Consider the following 17289-nt stretch of genomic DNA (forward strand, 5'->3'; position numbering starts at 1 on the left):
TAGTCTGATCAATGCCACACAATTAACAGGCTTATTAAGCCCCTTGTGACGTGAAGAAGGCGTGAAATAAAGGTGTGAAATTGCGTCAGTGGGGCCAATGACGGCTTCACGCGGGCTCGATGGCCAGTACCATGCAATCCGGTTCGTTGATGCGAAAACGGACATTGCAGTCAAACAGCCGCACCCCGTACTCCTTCTCATCCGGCTTGCCCTTCTTGTAGGCGGGGCGAGGATCTTGCGCCAGCACTTCGCTCACCAGCTGGCGCAGCTCGGGATGGGCCTTGAGCCAGGGTTGCAACTGCTGCTCGGCCTCGGCACTGAAACTCACCGCCAGCGGCGGGGTGGGCGCATCGGGGGCAAAGCCGCCACGGGCATCCGGCAGGCTGTCGGCATAGGGAATGTAGGGTTTGATATCGACGATGGGGGTGCCATCGAGCAGATCCACCGCCCCCAGCTCCAGCCACAGTTTGCCCCGCTCGCGGCCGACCCCGTGCAGTTCGACCACCGAGAGGCCGAGTGGATTGGGGCGGAAGGTGGAGCGAGTGGCAAAGACGCCGACCCGCTCGTTGCCGCCAAGGCGCGGCGGGCGCACTGTCGGGTGCCAGCCCTGCGCCATGGTCTGGTGAAAGACGAAGCTGAGCCACAGATGGGAGAATTGCTCGATGCCGCGCAGCACATCCGGCTGATCGTAAGGGGGGAGCAGCTCGAGGCGGGCGCGAGCAGATTTGACCAGACCGGGCTGGCGGGGGATGGCGAACTTCTCCTTGTAGGGAGAGCGGATGATCCCGAGGGTGTCGATTTCGAACTTCATAGCGGATCCTGTCTGAAAACCTCGGCAATTTAGCACAGGCGGCCCCAAAACGCAGGCTTGGCCTCACTACGCCCATTTCTGCTGCGCTGCCGTGATCCCTGTCCCATCCCGGCCAGTCGGAGGCTGTGCCCGCGCATCAAGTTGCGTAGGGTGGAGGCAACGGGCGCATCAGGATGAAATGTGCGCACTCGCGCCGAAGGGGAGGGAGAGGGATGAAACTGCTGATTATCGGTGGCACCGGTTTTTTGGGGCGCCACCTCACCGCGCTGGCGCTGGATTGGGGCCATGAAGTGACCCTGTTCAACCGCGGTCTGCACCAGCATCCGGACTGGCGCGATCTGGTACAGCTCACCGGTGACAGGGACAAGAGCCTGAGCGCCCTGCAAGGGGACGGGTTGCAGTGGGATCTCGCCATCGACACCTGCTGCTATCGCCCCGAGCAGGCGGCGAGCCTCTCGGCAGCCTTGCTCGGGCGCTGCGAGCGGCTGATCTTTATCTCCACTATCAGCGTCTATCGCGATTTCTCAATGCCCGGAATGGATGAGTCGGCGCCGCTGCACTCTATCCCCGCAGGCGAAATGCCCACTGACTATGGCCCCCTCAAGGTATTGTGCGAGGCGGAGTACCACGCCCGCTGGGGCGAGCGGCTCTGCATCCTGCGCCCGGGCGTGCTGTGCGGCCCCCATGATCCCACCGGACGTATGGCCTGGTGGATTAAGCGGGTACAGCAGGGCGGGCCCTGGTTGCTGCCGGGCAGTGGCGAGGATCGCTTGCAGTATCTCGATGTGCGCGACTGCGCCGAGTTTGTGCTGCGCGCGGCCGAGCAGCAGTTGTCGGGCATATTCAACCTGCTCAAACCCGGCATTACCCTGAGTGACTGGCTGGAGCGGCTGAGTGCCCGCTTGCTGCCAGCCAGCCCCATCCAGCCCGAGTGGCTGCCTTGGCCGACCCTGATTGCAGCCGGTATCGAGCCTTGGCAGAGCTATCCCACCCTCTTGCCCTGCGCGCAGGCGGAGTTTGCCGGTTATGGCTCGGTCAGCGCCGAGGCGGCCATCGTGAAGGGATTGAACTTTCGGCCGCTGGAGGAGACCGCCGCCGACCTTGCCCACTGGCTGGCCATCGAACCCGTCGCTGCAGTGGCGGCGGATGCCATGACTCTGGCCCGGGAGGCTGCGCTGCGCCAGCAGTTGCTGGTACCCACTCTGCAATAGGAAAGAGTGGCGGGATCATCGTGTTGCTGCCGAGAATGCAGTGGTGTGAACATAACGAGAGAGGGCATCCCGCGGGATGCCCTCTCTGTCTATCCATGCCTGATGGCTGCCAAATACCGGCTGACGCGATTTCCCATGGGGCCGTCTTTGCTCGCCGTCCTAGCGAATGGCGGCGCCAGCGGCTACCAGCAATTCGCGCAACATGGCGCGATGGCAGCGGGACTCCTGCTCGCAGTAACAGCCCACCGAGAGGTTGGTGGTATGGGAGAGGGCGGCCAGCAGCGCCAAATCATGCCTGGCAGCAGGTTGCGCCATCTCGGCCTTGTACTGTTTGCCAAACGCCGCCCACTGGGCGGGTGTCTCGGCGGCCTGACCCAGCTTCATGGTCTCGCTGCTGGGGGCGAGGTTGGGAAACCAGACGTCGTACCAATGCTGGCTGGCAAATTCGCTCTTGGGGACGCCGCGAGGCGGGCGGCGCACCGTGCCGATCCGCAGCCCCTCATCGGGCAGGCGCGGGCTGCCAAGGCGAACGATGGCGAGGGCCATGGTCGCGGCTTACTTCTCTTCGGCCACTTTCAGCGCCTGCCCGTAGCAGATCACCTGTTTCAGGCAGCCCGGGGTGTCGCTGAATTCGGCGCACTTGTCGATGGTGACAGCGTTGCCACCCATGTCGGCGGCGCGGCGGCGCGCCAGGGTGCGTGCATCACCGGCGTTGGGCACCGGCTGGTTGGCATCGGCCTGGCAGGATTCACCCTCGATGGTGCCGAGGTAGAGGTAGTTAAGGTCAGCCAGCTCATCCTGTTCGTAGATGCGCACGCTACCGGGTTTGAAATATTCGTCGAAGTTCTCTTTATCCAGATTGCTGTTGAAGGCGTAGTTGGCACAGCCGGAGGCAATCAGGGGCATCATCAGGATCAGGCGTTTCATCGTCTCGTATCTTGTGTCGGTGATGAGGACAGTAGAAAGGCGCAGGCGCTCCATGTCGGCATCTTGTTGAATAATGAGGGGGACATTATAGGGGCCAGCCACCTGCGGCGACCAGCCCCGTTTTGCGCCCGGGTGTCAGGGTGTGACCCCCATCAGCCTGATATCAGGCTGATATCAAACAGGAGCCAGCCGTTGGTAAAGGCTGCGGTAGTAATCATCCGCCAGCAGCTCGTCATGAGGGGCGCAGAGGCGGATCTGTCCCTCTTCCATCAGGGCAATCCGGTCCATCTGCTCCATCCCCAGCAGGCGGTGGGAGATAAGCAGCAAGGTGCGATCTGCCCCGAGCCGGAACAACAGATCCATGATCTCCCGCTCGGTCTGGCTGTCGAGCCCTTCGGTCGGTTCGTCCAGCAGCCAGAGCGGCGCATCGTGCAGCAGGGCGCGGGCGATGCCGATACGGCGACGCTCACCACCGGAGAGGGGGCGGCCGCCGTCACCCAGCCAGGCGTCGAGGCCCGCCTCATCTTCCAGCAGATTGGCCAGCCCGACCTGGGTCAGTACCGCAATCAGCTGCTCGTCAGTGGCGGTCGGGGCGGCCAGCTTGAGGTTGCCCCGCAGGGTATCGGCAAACAGATGCACCCGCTGGCTCACCACCGAGATGGAGGCCCGCAGCGCCCCTTCGCTGTAGTCGGTGAGCGGCTTGCCATCGAGCAGGATCTTGCCCGCCTGCGGGCTCCACTCCCGGGTCAGCAGCCCCATCAGGGTCGATTTGCCGCAGCCGGTCTGGCCCAGCAGCGCCAGCTTCTCACCGGCGTGCAGTTGCAGGGTGCAGCCACGCAGCACCGGCTGGGGGTTGCCGGGGTAGCCAAAATAGAGGTCATTGATCTGCAGCGCACCAGCGGTAGCGTGGGTCTGCTCGTCGCCCCACACGGGGGCTTTTGCCTCTTGCAGGATCTCGTTCAGGCGGCGTGCCGAGGTGAGGCTGGTGGAGAGGTGCTGGAAAGCCCCCGCCAGCGGCATCAGTGCCTCGAAGCTGGCCAGCGTGGCAAAGACCATCAGTGCTGTGATGGGGTCGGGCGCTGCGCCCGCTACTCCATGACCGGCCAGCCAGAGCATCAGGGTCAGGGTCCAGCCGCTCAGCAGTTGCACCGAGAAGTTGGCCAGCCCGCTCACCTTGGCCATGCGGGCCTGTGCGGTTAGCAGCGCCTGCTCGGCCTGTTGCAGCTCAACCAGCGCCTTGGGAGCGGCGGCAAACATCTGCAGTTCAGCCTGACCATCCAGATAATCCACCATCCGGGTACGCAGGGTCGATTTTTCGGCAATCAGCGCCTGGCCGGGGCGACGGCCGAGGAAGTAGAACACCAGCGGCAGGGCGATCATGCCAAATAGCAGAATGGCGCCCAGGGTGAGGGCGAGGCGACTGTCGAAAAACGACAGGAAGAAGACCAGTCCGGCGGTGCTGAGCAGGGCCGCGCCTATGGGGGTGATCAGCCGCAGGTAGACGTGGTCCATCGCATCGATGTCGGCCACCAGTCGATTGAGCAGATCCGCCTGACGGAAACCGGCCAGGGTACCGGTGGAGAGCGGCGAGAGTTTCTGCCAGAACCAGACCCGCAGTCGGGTCAGTACCCGGAAGGTGGCATCGTGGCTCACGACCCGCTCACCCCAGCGACCGGCGGTACGGACGATGGAGAAGAAGCGCACGCCACCCGCGGGGGTCATGTAGTTAAAGGCATGGGTCGTCGCAACGGTCATCCCCGCCACGGCGGCGGCAGAGAGGAACCAGCCGGAGAGGGAGAGCAGCCCCATGCCGGCGGCCAGGGTCACCAGCGCCAGCAGCAAACCAATGGTGAGGCTGAGCCAGTGTTGGCGATAGAGGCGCAGAAACGGCAACAGATCACTCATCGAGAGAACCTCCGGAACGTTGGGAGAGCAGGCGGGCAAAAGGCCCCTGCCCAGAACTAAGTTGCTGGAAGTTGCCTTGCTCCACCAGCTGGCCGCGGGCCAGCACCAGGATATTGTCCATCTTGGTAAGCTGGTCGAGGCGGTGGGTGATCATCAGCAGGGTCTGGCCAGCCATCGCCTGCTCGAGGGTGGTCATGATGGCGCGTTCGGAGTGGCGATCCAGACTGGCGGTCGGTTCGTCGAGCACCATCAGCTGGGTCGAGTTGAGCAGGGTTCGCGCCAGTGCGAGGCGCTGGGCCTGACCGACCGAGAGGCCGCCCGCCTGATCGCCGACCGGATAGTCGAGCCCCTTCTCCATGGCAAATTCCCACGCTTGTGCCCGTTTCAGGGCATCTTCCAGCTCGGCATCGCTGGCCGTTGGCTTGGCCAGCAGCAGGTTGTCGCGCAAGGAGGCGTGGAACAGCTGCGGGTTTTGCGAGAGCCAGCCTAACTGCAGGCGCCACTGACTCATGTCGAGGGTGGCAAGCTCCTGCCCGTTGACCTTGAGCTCGCCGCGATAGGGGGCAAAGCCGAGCAGGGCGTTGACCAGCGAGCTCTTGCCTGCGCCGCTGACGCCGATGAGGGCGGTACGCGAACCGGCTTCCAGGGTGAAGTCGATGGGGCCGACCAGCACCTTGCCTTCGGCGCTCAGCACTTCAAGGCCTTTTGCTTCTACCTTGACCGGGCTGTCGGCATGGAACGGCGCCGTGCCTGCGGCCGGTTCGCTCACCTCGGCTTCTAGGAATTCAAGCAGCTGCTCGGCAGCGCCGATAGCCTGCGCCTTGGCGTGGTAGTGGGCACCCAGTTCCCGCAGCGGAGCGTAGAACTCGGGGGCGAGAAACAGCACGAACAGGCCGGTAAAGAGGGTGACCTTGACCCCATAGCTACCAAAGTTCAGATGGTCGATATAAGAGAAGCCGAAGTAGACGGCGACCAGCGCCACTGAAATAGCGGCGAAGAACTCCAGCACGGCGGTGCTCAAAAACGCCAGGCGCAGCACTTCCATGGTGCGCTCGCGAAAATCTTCCGAGGCATCGCGAATGGCGTCACCTTCTGCCTGGGTCCGCATAAAGAGTTGCAGGGTACGCAGCCCCTTCAGGCGATCGAGGAAGTGGCCGGAGAGGCGAGCCAGCGCCTGAAAATTGCGGCGGTTGGCATCGGCGGCGCCCACACCCACCAGGATCATAAAGATGGGGATGAGGGGCGCAGTGCCCAGCAGGATCAGACCCGCCGCCCAGTTGACCGGGAACACGGCCACCAGAATGACCACCGGAATAAAGACGGCGATGGCCATCTGTGGCAGATAGCGGGAGAAGAAATCCTGCATATTTTCAATCTGTTCCAGCAACAGACTGGCCCAACTACCTGCCGGACGGCGCTGGATATAGGCGGGGCCAAGGCGGCTCAAGCGCGTGAGCACCAGCTGGCGGATGGTCTGGCGCACCGCGCTGCCCGCCTTGAAACTGGCCACTTCGCGGCCGTAGGCCAGCGCCGCTTTGCCAAGCGTCACCAGCAGCAGGGTAATAAAGAGCGTGATGGACTGCTCGGGGGTTGAGCCTTCGATGATAAAGCCGTGCAACAGGGTCGCCAGCAGCCAGGCTTGCGCCACCATAAGAATGCCCTGGCCAAGGCCAAAAGCGATGGATATCGTGATCCAGCGGCGACCGTGACTCGATTGCTTGCGCAACCAGCCATAGAGACGTTTTTGCGTTTTTTTATCCATTACCACCATCCTCGCGTCGAGTGGCGCAAGACTATCCTTGCCGTTTGGCCTTGGCAACCTTGTAAATTATCTGTGTTGAAAATGTTTGATTGAAAAAGCAACCGTCTGCTCAATCCTTGTCCGAACAGATTGATTTATTGAAAAAAGTGGCAAAGGCGCCATTGCGCTCGGCGGCAAAATGCATATAGTAGGAGCCCTGACGCGGGTGTAGTTCAATGGTAGAACGGTAGCTTCCCAAGCTGCATACGTGGGTTCGATTCCCATCACCCGCTCCAAATTTCAGATGCCAGGCGGGCATCGTATAATGGCTATTACCTCAGCCTTCCAAGCTGATGATGCGGGTTCGATTCCCGCTGCCCGCTCCAGCTTCAAAACAAAAAGCCCACTCCTGCGAGTGGGCTTTTTGTTTTGCATCTTGTTCAGCGTGTGACGCAACGATCACCGTGTTTTTGTATTATCTCTGCCTTAATAAGGCAAACCGCAGAGACAGAAAAGGCGCCCAAGGCGCCTTTTCAGATCAACAGCGTAGCAAGAGCTTATTCCTGCTCCAGCTCACCACAGAAACGGTAGCCTTCGCCGTGGATGGTGGCGATGATCTCCGGGGTGTCGTTGACGCTTTCGAAGTGCTTGCGAATGCGACGGATGGTCACATCGACGGTGCGGTCGTGGGGTTTCAGCTCACGGCCAGTCATCTTTTTCAGCAGCTCGGCACGGGTCTGGATCTGGCCCGGGTTTTCGCAGAAGTGCAGCATGGCGCGGAACTCGGAGCGCGGCAGCTTGAACATGTCGCCAGTCGGGCTGACCAGTGCGCGGCTGTTGATATCCAGCGCCCAGCCGTTGAACAGGTAGCGCTCAACCAGCTTCTTCTCTTCGCCACCGGCAGCCACGTTCATGGTGCGGCTCAGCAGGTTGCGGGCACGGATGGTCAGTTCGCGCGGGTTGAACGGCTTGGTGATGTAATCATCGGCGCCGATCTCCAGACCCAGGATCTTGTCCACTTCGTTGTCACGACCGGTCAGGAACATCAGGGCGATGTTATCGTTCTCACGCAGTTCACGGGCCAGCAGCAGGCCGTTTTTGCCCGGCAGGTTGATGTCCATGATCACCAGATTGATGGTGTGGGAAGTGAGGGCTTGATGCATCTCGTCGCCGTTGTTGGCTTCGAGCACGATGTAGCCTTCCGCTTCAAAAATGCTTTTCAGGGTATTGCGTGTGACCAGCTCGTCTTCGACGATCAGAATGTGTGGTGTTTGCATGAGTATTCCCAGATTCTTATCAGTTAATTATCTTAAATTTAACACTCTTTGGCGTTACAAACCGATTTCCTGACTGATCCTGAAAATTTATTACGTCATCCTGGGTATGAGAGTCAGGTCGGAATATCGCGAATTAGGCATCAGTACCGGCAAGTATCCCTGTGCCACTTATAGGTTCCCGACAAGTCTGGTCGAGCAGAGCCTGGAAAGGTCGTCCATTACGAAAGTTGCCGCATTTTATCAGTTAACAGGAGCATAACAACACTCTTTGCCGTCAGATAGCAACTTTTTAACTCTGTTTTGATATAGGTCAAACCCTGGCACAGCTGCATCATACTTGGCCTTAACCGGGTTTTTGCCCCTATAAAATGTAATGGAATGTAACATGTGATTGACATGATTTTGTGGGAAAACTACAAGAAAATCTGCTTTATCGCGCCATTTGAGCCACCTGATTGGTCTGCCTTTGCCATCATTACCGCCTGGAACCCGGCCAGCCAGTGGGTCGGCGAACGGCGCAATCGGCGGCGGGAGCGGGCATTGTGGCGCCATCTGACTGGGGATTTGCAGGTGCCCGTGGTGGGGCCGTTTTGGGGATCTGACCCCAACGAGCGCTGGCAGGAGTCATCGCTGGCGGTGGCGTTCTCCCTGCCGCAAGCCCGTCAGCTGGCCGCGCGTTTTGGCCAGAATGCCCTCTACTGGGTGGAGGATGGCAGGCTCTGGTTGGTGCCAGTATTGACTGATAAATCAGCAGTTTGTCTGGGCAATATTGAATCCTTCTGGATTGCCAGAAGCCTCACCTGATGAAAGAATGAACACCTTCATGTATCTGAAAGGAATCAAATCATGCTGGATCTCCTGCCCGACCTCTGCGATCAACACGGCGACTTGCTGCAAGTGGCTGACCCGGTGTTTCAGGATTTTGGCGGCAAGCCCCTCTTTTATGGTCGCGCCGTGACGCTCTCCTGTTACGAAGACAACAGTCTGGTGCGGGATTTGGTGACCCGTCCCGGCCACGGCAAGGTGATGGTGATCGACGGCGGCGGCTCGTTGCGCCGGGCGCTGCTGGGTGATCAGCTGGCGGTCAAGGCGGTGGAACAGGGGTGGGAGGGGATCCTGATCCACGGCGCGGCGCGGGATGTGGGCACCCTGGCCACGCTGGCGCTCGGGGTCAAGGCGCTGGCAGCCTGTCCGGTCAAGACCGAGAAGCGGGGATTGGGTGAGCTGGGGGCGGTGGTCAGCTTTGCCGGCGTGACCATCCACGAAGGGGATTACGTCTATGCGGATCGCAACGGCGTGGTGGTGAGCGCCACGCCGCTGCTGTGATCATCAGAAGTTGAAGCCGACGCCCAGACTCAGCGCCTGATCGGCGGTGATGGCGCTGACGCCGTAGTTGGCGGTAAGGGAGAGTCTGGGAGTCAGCAGCAGGCTGGAGTTGAGCTCCAGCAGGGTGCTGGCCTTGTTGAGATCGAGATGCTTGATCTGGCTGCTGATATGGAATGCCGGAGAGAGCTGGTAGCGTACCCCCGAGCTCATATTGAAACCGGATGTGCGATTTTGATCCGCCACTGCCGGGCCCGCTTCCATAAAGAGGGTCACATCATCCACCACCGGATATTGATAGCCGCTATTGACCAGCCAGAGATCAAAACTGTCGCTGTGATGGCTATGGCCATTGAGCAGCACACCCGAGTAACTTTTGACATAGAGAGACGGGTTGGATTGCGGCTGAACAACTGCCCAGTCAGCGGCCTGTACGGCCATGCTGGCGCAGGATGCAAGCAGTGTGATGAGAAGCGCCTTGGTCATTCTTTTCCCCTCCCTGGGTCCGGAACTGAGCTTAAGCATGGCACAAGCATGGCACATGCCAGCTGGTAGTAAAGTGAAGCGAGATCACAATAAAATCCTTTGGCGTGGGCGCCAGCCATGATAAACAGGCTGCCGTATTGATGGCTCTAATCATTAAGAGGTGAATCCATGAACAAGAAACTGACTCTGCTGGCCGCGCTGGCACTGGGAGGCTGCGCAATGGCAACAGGTTCCAGCATGGCTCAACTGCAAGCATCCAGCTGGCAGCTGCAAGGCGCCACCGGCGATACCTTCACCCTGCAAGTGGTCGATGGCAAGGTGGCGGGCAAGGGCGGCTGCAACCGCTATTTTGGCGGTATCACCCAGCAGGGTGACGGTGTCTTGACGCTAGGCGCCATGGGCTCCACTCGCATGATGTGCATCGGCGATGAGATGAACAAAGAGACCGAGTACCTGCAAAAGCTGGAGAAGGTGGCCACCTACTCCATCAACGGCAACCAGCTGACCCTGAGCGATGCCAACAAGGCAGCCTTGCTCACCTTCAACGCCGTGCCTGCAGCCAAATAAGGCACGTCGTTCGTCTGATTGCATTGACCGTTCTGATCGCTTCGGCAGATCAACCGCTCTGATACGCCCTCCCTGTGGAGGGCGTCTGTGTATCTGGCACTGCGTGCCATATGGTCATATGTGTTATCTGAACCCGCAGAGAAAAGAAAACCCCACTCCGGTATCAGCCGGAGCGGGTTTTGACTATCTCGCGATGACGAGGGATTACTGTACGAACTGCTGATGCAGCGCCAGTTCATCAAACAGCTGATCCTGAATGGACGCGCCATTCAGATTGGGCATGCTGTGATCCGCAAATGAGCTGTAAGGATCGCTCCCGTTGTTCGCTGCGACACCTTGCACTGCCGAGTCCAGTTGTGCCAGCAGGTCATCCAGTTCGTTATCGCCGCTATCGAGCAGCTCACTGAACGCCAGCGTCGCACCGGGCTGACTCTGCAGTTCGCTGCTCTGGGGCGCCGCGAGGCTGAGTGCACTGAAATCAATCAGCTCATCCTGCATCTCGTCGTGGGTGGCCTGGCTGCTCGTATCCTCATCGCTGACTATCTCGCTGGTCATTGTCGGCGCTGCCGCCATGCGCAGACTGATTGGGGCTGCAACCCCGCCAGCCAGATCCTGAACGGCGATATCCAGGTTGGTTTCGGCGGTATCGCCATCACCATCGCGCAGGGTAAGGAGGAACTTGTCTTCTCCATCGCCATGCACATCCTTGGCCTGATAGTCGTACTGCCCTGTTTCAAAGTTCAGCGCCAGCTTGCCATTGGCGGTATCCAGCGTCAGCTTGCTGCCATCGGTCACCTTGATGTCGCTATCGCTGTGGTGGGCGAAGATGCCGTTTTTCTGCTGATCGTAGAAATAGGTCTGGCCATCATGGGTCAGGCTCTCGACCCACTCCCCTTCGATCGACGATCCGGTGAGATCCCCGTGCAGCTGGCCCGGGACCGACTCGGTCAGCGTGCTGATAATGTCGGCATCCTTCTCCACCTTGATGGCGGTGCCATCCTGACCCGCCATGGGCGCCAGATACTCCAGCGAGGAGCTCTGGCCGATGGCAAGCATATTGACGTTGTCAAAGGGGTTGCCATGCTGATCCAGAATGTGCTCCATGGACTCGCCCAGGATCAGCAACTGCTCGGCATGGGTCGGTGCGACCCAGCCAGTGAGCAGGTCCTGATAGTGCTGCTCACCACCCACTTCATCCGGGCTGATGCCCTTCATCAGGCGCTCGCGGAACATGTCTGATTTGTATGTACCGTTCATCCAGTAGCTGAAATCCGAGGGGGCGCCATCGGAGAGGAAGTAGAACTGCTTGCTGCTTCCCGCCATCTCCTGCTGATTCTGACTATCTGACAGAATCGTATCGAGCTGGTTAAGTGCCTGAGTGTAGGGGGTCCAGCCTCCCGGGCTCAGCTTGCTGAAGAACTGCTGGATGTCGGCCAGGGAGTGCAGCCAGCCAGAAATCTGCCCATCCGGGTTGCCTGCGTGGGTGGCAATCTTGAACTGCACATCCCCCAGCTTGTCGTACTGATCGAACATCGCCTTGATAGCCTGTTGCGAAAGTGACCAGCGGGTTGTCCACTGTCCATTTGCGTTCTGGACGGGGTCATTCATAGAGTCGGACATATCCAGCGCAATGATGACGGAGTTGGATTGCGGTGCCATATCCCCGGTGGTGAGGGTCAGGTGGGCAGGCGCAGGGGCGCTGTCGATCACATCGATCACCAGTTCTCCCTTGGTGTGCTGGTTGCCAACCTTGATATCGAGCTCGAACGGCAGAGAGAGGGTGTCCTTGCCGGCAGCACCATGATCGAGCGGGCGGAACAGATCCAGCTCATAAGTGCCGTTCTGCGAGTTCAGCTGTGCTGTCAGCACATTGACCTTCTGGCCCGCCTCCGTGATAAAGCCGGTCAGGGTCAGACCATCGTTGCTCACCTCGTAGCTCAGTGGCTTGCCACCACTGTTGACTGCCGTACCTGTCTGCCGGGTTGCAAACTGGTAGTCGTGGGGTGTGGCATCCTGAGCGCCCGGCAGTGAGCCTTGGCTGTGGGCATGCGCGCCGCCTGCCAGTCCATCCTCTTGCACAGTCACATGCAGGGGAGCCGGTGCGGGCAAGCTCTCACCGATCAAGGTGATGGTGACATTGGCGTGATCGGTGGCACCGTGAATGTCGCGAATCGCGTACTCAAACGTGATTTCTTTGGCCTCGCCCGAGACCAAGTTCCGTTCAGCCTCCGGCAACGTCAGCAGGTATTTGGTGGCATCGAACTGCAGCTTGCCATTGACCAGGGTGACATAGTCCGGGTAGCTCCCCGGCACGATAGCGATGACATCCCCGTTGGGATCGGAGTCGTTGCTCAATACGTCGAGGGAGAGCACGCCGGTCTCATTGGTCTGATAAGACTGATCGAAGCGAGTCAGATCCGCGGTGACCTTGGTAATAAAGTACTCCGAGCCTTGCGGATCGACGATGCCGTCCTTATAGCCGAGGGCTGACATTTCGATGGTGTCAAAGTAGCGGCCACCGGCATCGATCTGCACATTCTGTTTACCGCCAGCGTTGCCTTCAAAGATACCGGTCGCCACCAGCTCACCCTTGTAGAAGGCTTTCCAGACACCCCGCTCGACACCGGGCTCCCAGCCGCCATGCGCCTGGTCGTGCCACAGGTTTTTGACCTCGATGGTGGCATGGTCGGCGACCTGACCCTGCTGGAAGGTGAAGCGCATGGCTTCGCTCTGGTTCGCACTGTCGAGGTAGCCGATCTGTCCTGCCTGAACGCTGTCAGCGCCAGGTTGCTCGATACCGGATTTCACCCCGAAACGGTGGTCGCCATCGCCGGTGTAATCGGACTTCTCGGCATCGGCCACTTTCTGCCCGGTTGTGGCATCGATGACATAGTAATCGACCTTGATATCGCCACTGGTATCCCAGTTCTGTTCATCGAGAGTGACGATCTTGTCGCTGACAAGGCCGTCATCCTGCGCATCAGGGGCCTCGTTGGTGCCGGTGATGGTGACGGTGACGGTGTGCTGGGCAGAGCCGTCAGCACTCTTGACCACGAAGTTTTCGCTGGGCAGGGATTCCCCCTCTTTGAGGGCCTGCACCTGCGGGTCATCATTGTTGAGTGTGTAAGTCCAGTTGCCATCTTGGTCGATGGTGAAGGTGCCGTGGTCACCCTTGACCAGCGTCTGGGGCTGGAACACCGCTTCGCCGTGATCGACATCGGTGGCGACCAGCTTGCCGTTGGTGGTGAGGGTCACATCCTCTTTGACGGCGCCCTGGTCTGCGCCCGGCGTGGCAACGCCGATGGTGGCGATGTCGTTGGTGCCGGTGATGGCGACGGTCACGGTGTGCTGGGCGGAGCCATCGGCACTCTTGACCACGAAGGTTTCGCTGGGCAAGGATTCCCCTTCTTTGAGGGCTTGCACCTGCGGGTCACTGTAGTCGAGCTGGTAGCTCCAGTTGCCATCTTTATCGATGGTAAAGGTGCCGTGGTCACCCTTGACCTGAGTCTGGGGCTGGAACACCGCTTCGCCGTTGTCGACATCGGTGGCGACCAGCTTACCGTTGGTGGTTAGGGTCACGTCCTCTTTGACCGCACCCAGGTCAGCGCCCGGCGTCACAACGCCGATGGTGGCGATGTCGTTGGTGCCGGTGATGGTGACGGTGACGGTGTGCTGGGCAGAGCCGTCGGCACTCTTGACCACGAAGGTTTCGCTGGGCAGGGATTCCCCTTCTTTGAGGGCTTGCACCTGCGGGTCATCGTTGTTGAGTGTGTAAGTCCAGTTGCCATCTTGGTCGATGGTGAAGGAGCCGTGGTCACCCTTGACCAGGGTCTGGGGCTGGAACACCGCTTCGCCGTGATCGACATCGGTGGCGACCAGCTTGCCGTTGGTGGTGAGGATCACATCCTCTTTGACGGCGCCCTGGTCAGCGCCCGGCGTCGCGACGCCGATGGTGGCGATGTCGTTGGTACCGGTGATGGTAATGGTCACCGTGGCCGGGGCACTCTGGTTGCCACTCGGATCGGTTGCAATATAGGTAAAGGAGACCTGCCGCGTCTCACCCTCTCGCAGGGATTGAAACTCGGGGGAGGGAATATATTGGTAGCTGCCATCGGCATTGAGGGTCAGTTGACCGCTCTGTACGCCGCTCACCAGGGTGTAACCCTGCGGATTGATGCCGTCGCTATCGGGATCTTGCGCAGTCGGAACCTGAGCGAACAGGGTTGGCGTGTCTTCCGAAATGATCTGCTGCTGATCAAAGGCAACCGGCGGATGCGCTATCTTGCCGGCGATCTCGTCACCCGGCAGCGCATCCAGGCGCTGCGGGTCACGGCTGTTATGGGTCGTATCAAAACCCGCTTCGGAAATGGTCGCTCTGGCGGTACGTTCGGTGACGATGACGCCCGCATTACCGGAGCCTGCGAGGCCTCCTGCGGTATCACCGCCGCTGGCGGTTGCCTGGGCGATTTCGGTCGGATCCTGCCCATCCTGAATAGCTTGCTGGATGGCGGCGAGTTCTTGCTCAACGGCGGGGTCAATTTCCCCCACATCGGAGGGAATGGTGTCGTCTGGAATAGGGTTATCCACACTCGCCATTGCTGGCGGTGTCAATTCTACCTCTGCAGGGGATACCAGTAGCACACCCTTAGGAAGCATATCGCCGACATTAACGGCTTTGATTGAGCCATCTTTTAAAACGATCCAGCACTCTCCTTGAGCCTTAGTGAGTTCCATAGCTTGATCGAGCAGGATTTTGTGCATGTTGCGTGTGTTCCTAATAGTCTGAACTGATAAATTTATAGTTTTTAAACTGATTGTGCCGTCCAAGGCTAAGGAGAGTGCATTAAATAATCAAACGACTTATTGATGATATGTTTCTATTAACTAATTCGCTGATGGAATCAGTGTATCGCTTTGATTTAATTGCGTTTATTATTTTTTTCTGATTATTTTAATTGTATTGCGCATGGTCCTTATCGCGCTGAAGTCAGCGCATCAAGGGCGCTCATTATATGAGCTACTTTATATTTCTTGATGAGAATAAAGAAATTTAAAGGCGTTTAATGTGAAAAACGTTTTTATCTCATCCTTGCTTTTATGGTAGCGAGAGTAAATTCGTTGAGATATCAGTTTTATAGGGCTGGCTTATAAAGAATCGTCGTTTTTAGCTGGGGCGGTGGGGAAAGTCACTGGCCAAAAATGACAGCTCGATGGGGATTTTTTGTTATTTATATACCGATTATTAACATGCGCGAGAAAATAAGTTTTCAAACCCAATGACGATGGTGTTGATGATATGAATAAGTAGTCAGCAGGGTGAATGTTAATAGGGTGTCCAGTGGAATATGTGCTGGTAACACTGTGATCTGTATCCTTAAAGCGGTTTTTCTGTCGCTCGCTGTTGCATATTTAATCTGCTGGTCAAATGGGCTGCAAACGACAATCATCATCTGCCTGAGCAAACCCGGCCGCTCGCTGCTTGTTTGACCATTTCGGTCAATGACATGAAAAGTTACTCCGGCCAATCGTTTTACCGCTTTTTCTGTGACGATGATCACTGTAGCATCGCCGCCCGACCTGCCACCCGGCCGCATCTCCCCCTGCGACGGCGCTGGCGTCACCCGATACATGCTGTCACCCGGAACGTGAATGACCCCAGGATGGGACCCGCCACTAACCTGTAGGTTTGTGGTCTGCGTGTCGCGTGGGTCGGCACCTCTCCCGCCGGATCACCCGCGACGCCTGTCTGCAGACTTGCCATATGAAACTCCTCTCTTCATAGGTGCAAGATGACACTGTTATTGAGTCTGGTCGGTATGCTGGCCCTGATGTTTATCGCCTGGCTGGCCAGTGAAAACCGCCGAGCCATCCGCTGGCGAACCGTGCTGGGGGCGCTCGCCCTGCAAACCGGTTTTGCCGCCCTGGTGCTCTATTTCCCCCCCGGACAAATCATGCTCGGTGCCATGAGCAATGGCGTCTCCGCCCTGCTTGGCTTTGCCGACAGCGGCATCCGCTTCGTGTTTGGCGATCTGGCCAGCAACGGCTTTATCTTTGCCGTGCGGGTGCTGCCGCTGGTGATCTTTATCAGCGCGCTGATCGCCGTGCTCTACCACTTCGGCATCATGCAGTGGGTGATCCGGGTACTGGGCGGCGCCATCCATCGCCTGCTCGGTACCAGCCGCGCCGAATCTCTGGTGGCCACCGGCAATATCTTCCTGTCGCAAGGGGAGTCGCCGCTGCTTATTCGCCCCTTCCTCGCCGGCATGACCCGCTCCGAACTCTTTGCGGTGATGACCTGCGGCATGGCCTCGGTGGCAGGCTCGGTGCTGGGCGGTTACGCCGGTCTGGGAGTGGATTTGAAATACCTGATCGCCGCCTCCTTTATGGCGGCGCCCGGTGGCCTCCTGATGGCCAAACTGCTGGTGCCGGAGCAGCAGCAGGTGAGCGAACAGGCCGAGATCACCCTCGACAAGAGCGACTATAGCAACGCCATCGACGCGCTGGCTGGCGGCGCCATGAACGGCATGAAGATCGCGGTGGCCATCGGCACCATCCTGCTCGCCTTTGTCAGCGTCATTACCATGATCAACGCTGGCCTCACCACCGTCGGTGAGTGGTTCGGCTGGGCTGATCTCTCCCTGCAACAAGTGCTGGGTTATTTGTTTGCCCCGGTGGCCTGGCTGATTGGCGTGCCCGCCAGCGAGATGATGGCGGCAGGCTCCCTGATTGGTCAGAAGGTGATCATGAACGAGTTTGTCGCCTATCTGGACTTTGCCAATATCAAGGCCGATCTGAGCGCCCACACCCAGATCATCATCACCTTCGCGCTGTGTGGTTTTGCCAATCTGGGTTCCATTGCGGTGCAGCTTGGCTCCATCGGCACCATGGCGCCGGAGCGCCGCCACGATGTGGCCAATATGGGCTTCAAGGCGGTGCTGGCGGCGACCCTGGCCAACCTGATGAGTGCCACCCTGGCCGGGATCTTTGTCTCCCTCTGATGAGATAAAGCCAGGCTGCGCCAGTAAAAAAGCGCCCGCCCCA

Annotated in this window: 14 protein-coding genes and 2 tRNA genes; 7 read left to right on the forward strand and 9 right to left on the reverse strand. The window is 59.2% G+C overall.

Annotated features, from left to right (window positions below):
* Positions 1 to 106: 106 nt before the first annotated feature.
* The gene (gene tsaA / locus I6G90_RS00785) at positions 107 to 811 is read right to left on the reverse strand and encodes a tRNA (N6-threonylcarbamoyladenosine(37)-N6)-methyltransferase TrmO (protein ID WP_111809389.1); all 705 of its coding nucleotides are present in this window, start codon (positions 809 to 811) and stop codon (positions 107 to 109) included.
* 212 nt (positions 812 to 1023) lie between these two features.
* On the opposite strand from tsaA, the gene I6G90_RS00790 reads away from it, so the two are divergent.
* Positions 1024 to 2022 (forward strand): NAD-dependent epimerase/dehydratase family protein, encoded by a 999-nt coding sequence (locus I6G90_RS00790; RefSeq protein ID WP_197929265.1) that lies wholly within the window; start codon positions 1024 to 1026, stop codon positions 2020 to 2022.
* 159 nt (positions 2023 to 2181) lie between these two features.
* On the opposite strand, the gene I6G90_RS00795 is transcribed toward I6G90_RS00790, so the two are convergent.
* From I6G90_RS00795 to cydD, 4 genes are all read right to left on the reverse strand, one after another.
* Positions 2182 to 2568 (reverse strand): DUF488 domain-containing protein, encoded by a 387-nt coding sequence (locus I6G90_RS00795; protein ID WP_075114095.1) that lies wholly within the window; start codon positions 2566 to 2568, stop codon positions 2182 to 2184.
* A 9-nt stretch (positions 2569 to 2577) separates the two neighbouring features.
* Entirely contained in the window at positions 2578 to 2949 is a 372-nt protein-coding gene (gene rcsF, locus I6G90_RS00800; protein WP_197929266.1) for an Rcs stress response system protein RcsF, read from the reverse strand.
* 174 nt (positions 2950 to 3123) lie between these two features.
* Entirely contained in the window at positions 3124 to 4854 is a 1731-nt protein-coding gene (gene cydC / locus I6G90_RS00805; RefSeq protein ID WP_197929268.1) for a heme ABC transporter ATP-binding protein/permease CydC, read from the reverse strand.
* Positions 4847 to 6616 carry a heme ABC transporter permease/ATP-binding protein CydD gene (gene cydD / locus I6G90_RS00810; RefSeq protein ID WP_197929270.1) on the reverse strand — a complete coding sequence of 590 codons (1770 nt, stop codon included), beginning with the start codon at positions 6614 to 6616 and terminating at the stop codon, positions 4847 to 4849. Before cydD ends, cydC begins: the two co-directional genes overlap by 8 nt.
* Before the next feature lie 201 nt (positions 6617 to 6817).
* Between cydD and I6G90_RS00815 the strand changes: the two genes are divergently transcribed.
* A tRNA-Gly gene (locus I6G90_RS00815) sits at positions 6818 to 6891 on the forward strand.
* Positions 6892 to 6906: 15 nt separating this feature from the next.
* Positions 6907 to 6981 (forward strand) — tRNA-Gly (locus I6G90_RS00820).
* Between the two features lie 171 nt (positions 6982 to 7152).
* Here the strand turns inward: I6G90_RS00820 and arcA are convergent.
* On the reverse strand, positions 7153 to 7872 hold the full coding sequence (arcA, locus tag I6G90_RS00825) for a two-component system response regulator ArcA (RefSeq protein WP_005338193.1): 720 nt from the start codon (positions 7870 to 7872) through the stop codon (positions 7153 to 7155).
* 396 nt (positions 7873 to 8268) lie between these two features.
* Here arcA and I6G90_RS00830 point away from each other — a divergent pair, with 396 nt between their 5' ends.
* Both I6G90_RS00830 and I6G90_RS00835 read left to right on the forward strand, forming a co-directional pair.
* Complete coding sequence (locus I6G90_RS00830) at positions 8269 to 8676, forward strand: DUF3293 domain-containing protein (RefSeq protein ID WP_197931131.1); 408 nt, start codon at positions 8269 to 8271, stop codon at positions 8674 to 8676.
* 42 nt (positions 8677 to 8718) lie between these two features.
* Positions 8719 to 9198 (forward strand): putative 4-hydroxy-4-methyl-2-oxoglutarate aldolase, encoded by a 480-nt coding sequence (locus I6G90_RS00835; RefSeq protein ID WP_042657514.1) that lies wholly within the window; start codon positions 8719 to 8721, stop codon positions 9196 to 9198.
* A gap of 3 nt (positions 9199 to 9201) precedes the next feature.
* Here I6G90_RS00835 and I6G90_RS00840 read toward each other — a convergent pair whose 3' ends face one another.
* Positions 9202 to 9681: a hypothetical protein gene (locus I6G90_RS00840; protein ID WP_197929272.1), complete on the reverse strand. Its 480-nt coding sequence runs from the start codon at positions 9679 to 9681 to the stop codon at positions 9202 to 9204.
* A 168-nt stretch (positions 9682 to 9849) separates the two neighbouring features.
* On the opposite strand from I6G90_RS00840, the gene I6G90_RS00845 reads away from it, so the two are divergent.
* A complete protein-coding gene (locus I6G90_RS00845; RefSeq protein ID WP_197929274.1) occupies positions 9850 to 10248 on the forward strand; it encodes an META domain-containing protein in 399 nt (132 codons plus the stop codon).
* A 204-nt stretch (positions 10249 to 10452) separates the two neighbouring features.
* On the opposite strand, the gene I6G90_RS00850 is transcribed toward I6G90_RS00845, so the two are convergent.
* Positions 10453 to 15009, reverse strand: coding sequence for a retention module-containing protein (locus tag I6G90_RS00850; protein ID WP_332260272.1), 4557 nt, complete (start codon positions 15007 to 15009; stop codon positions 10453 to 10455).
* A gap of 506 nt (positions 15010 to 15515) precedes the next feature.
* Complete coding sequence (locus tag I6G90_RS00855; RefSeq protein ID WP_197929278.1) at positions 15516 to 15878, reverse strand: hypothetical protein; 363 nt, start codon at positions 15876 to 15878, stop codon at positions 15516 to 15518.
* A gap of 159 nt (positions 15879 to 16037) precedes the next feature.
* Here I6G90_RS00855 and I6G90_RS00860 point away from each other — a divergent pair, with 159 nt between their 5' ends.
* Entirely contained in the window at positions 16038 to 17246 is a 1209-nt protein-coding gene (locus tag I6G90_RS00860; protein WP_197929279.1) for a NupC/NupG family nucleoside CNT transporter, read from the forward strand.
* The last annotated feature ends 43 nt before the right edge of the window (positions 17247 to 17289 follow it).

Origin of the sequence: Aeromonas allosaccharophila (assembly GCF_016026615.1) — a bacterium.
Lineage (GTDB): Bacteria > Pseudomonadota > Gammaproteobacteria > Enterobacterales > Aeromonadaceae > Aeromonas > Aeromonas allosaccharophila.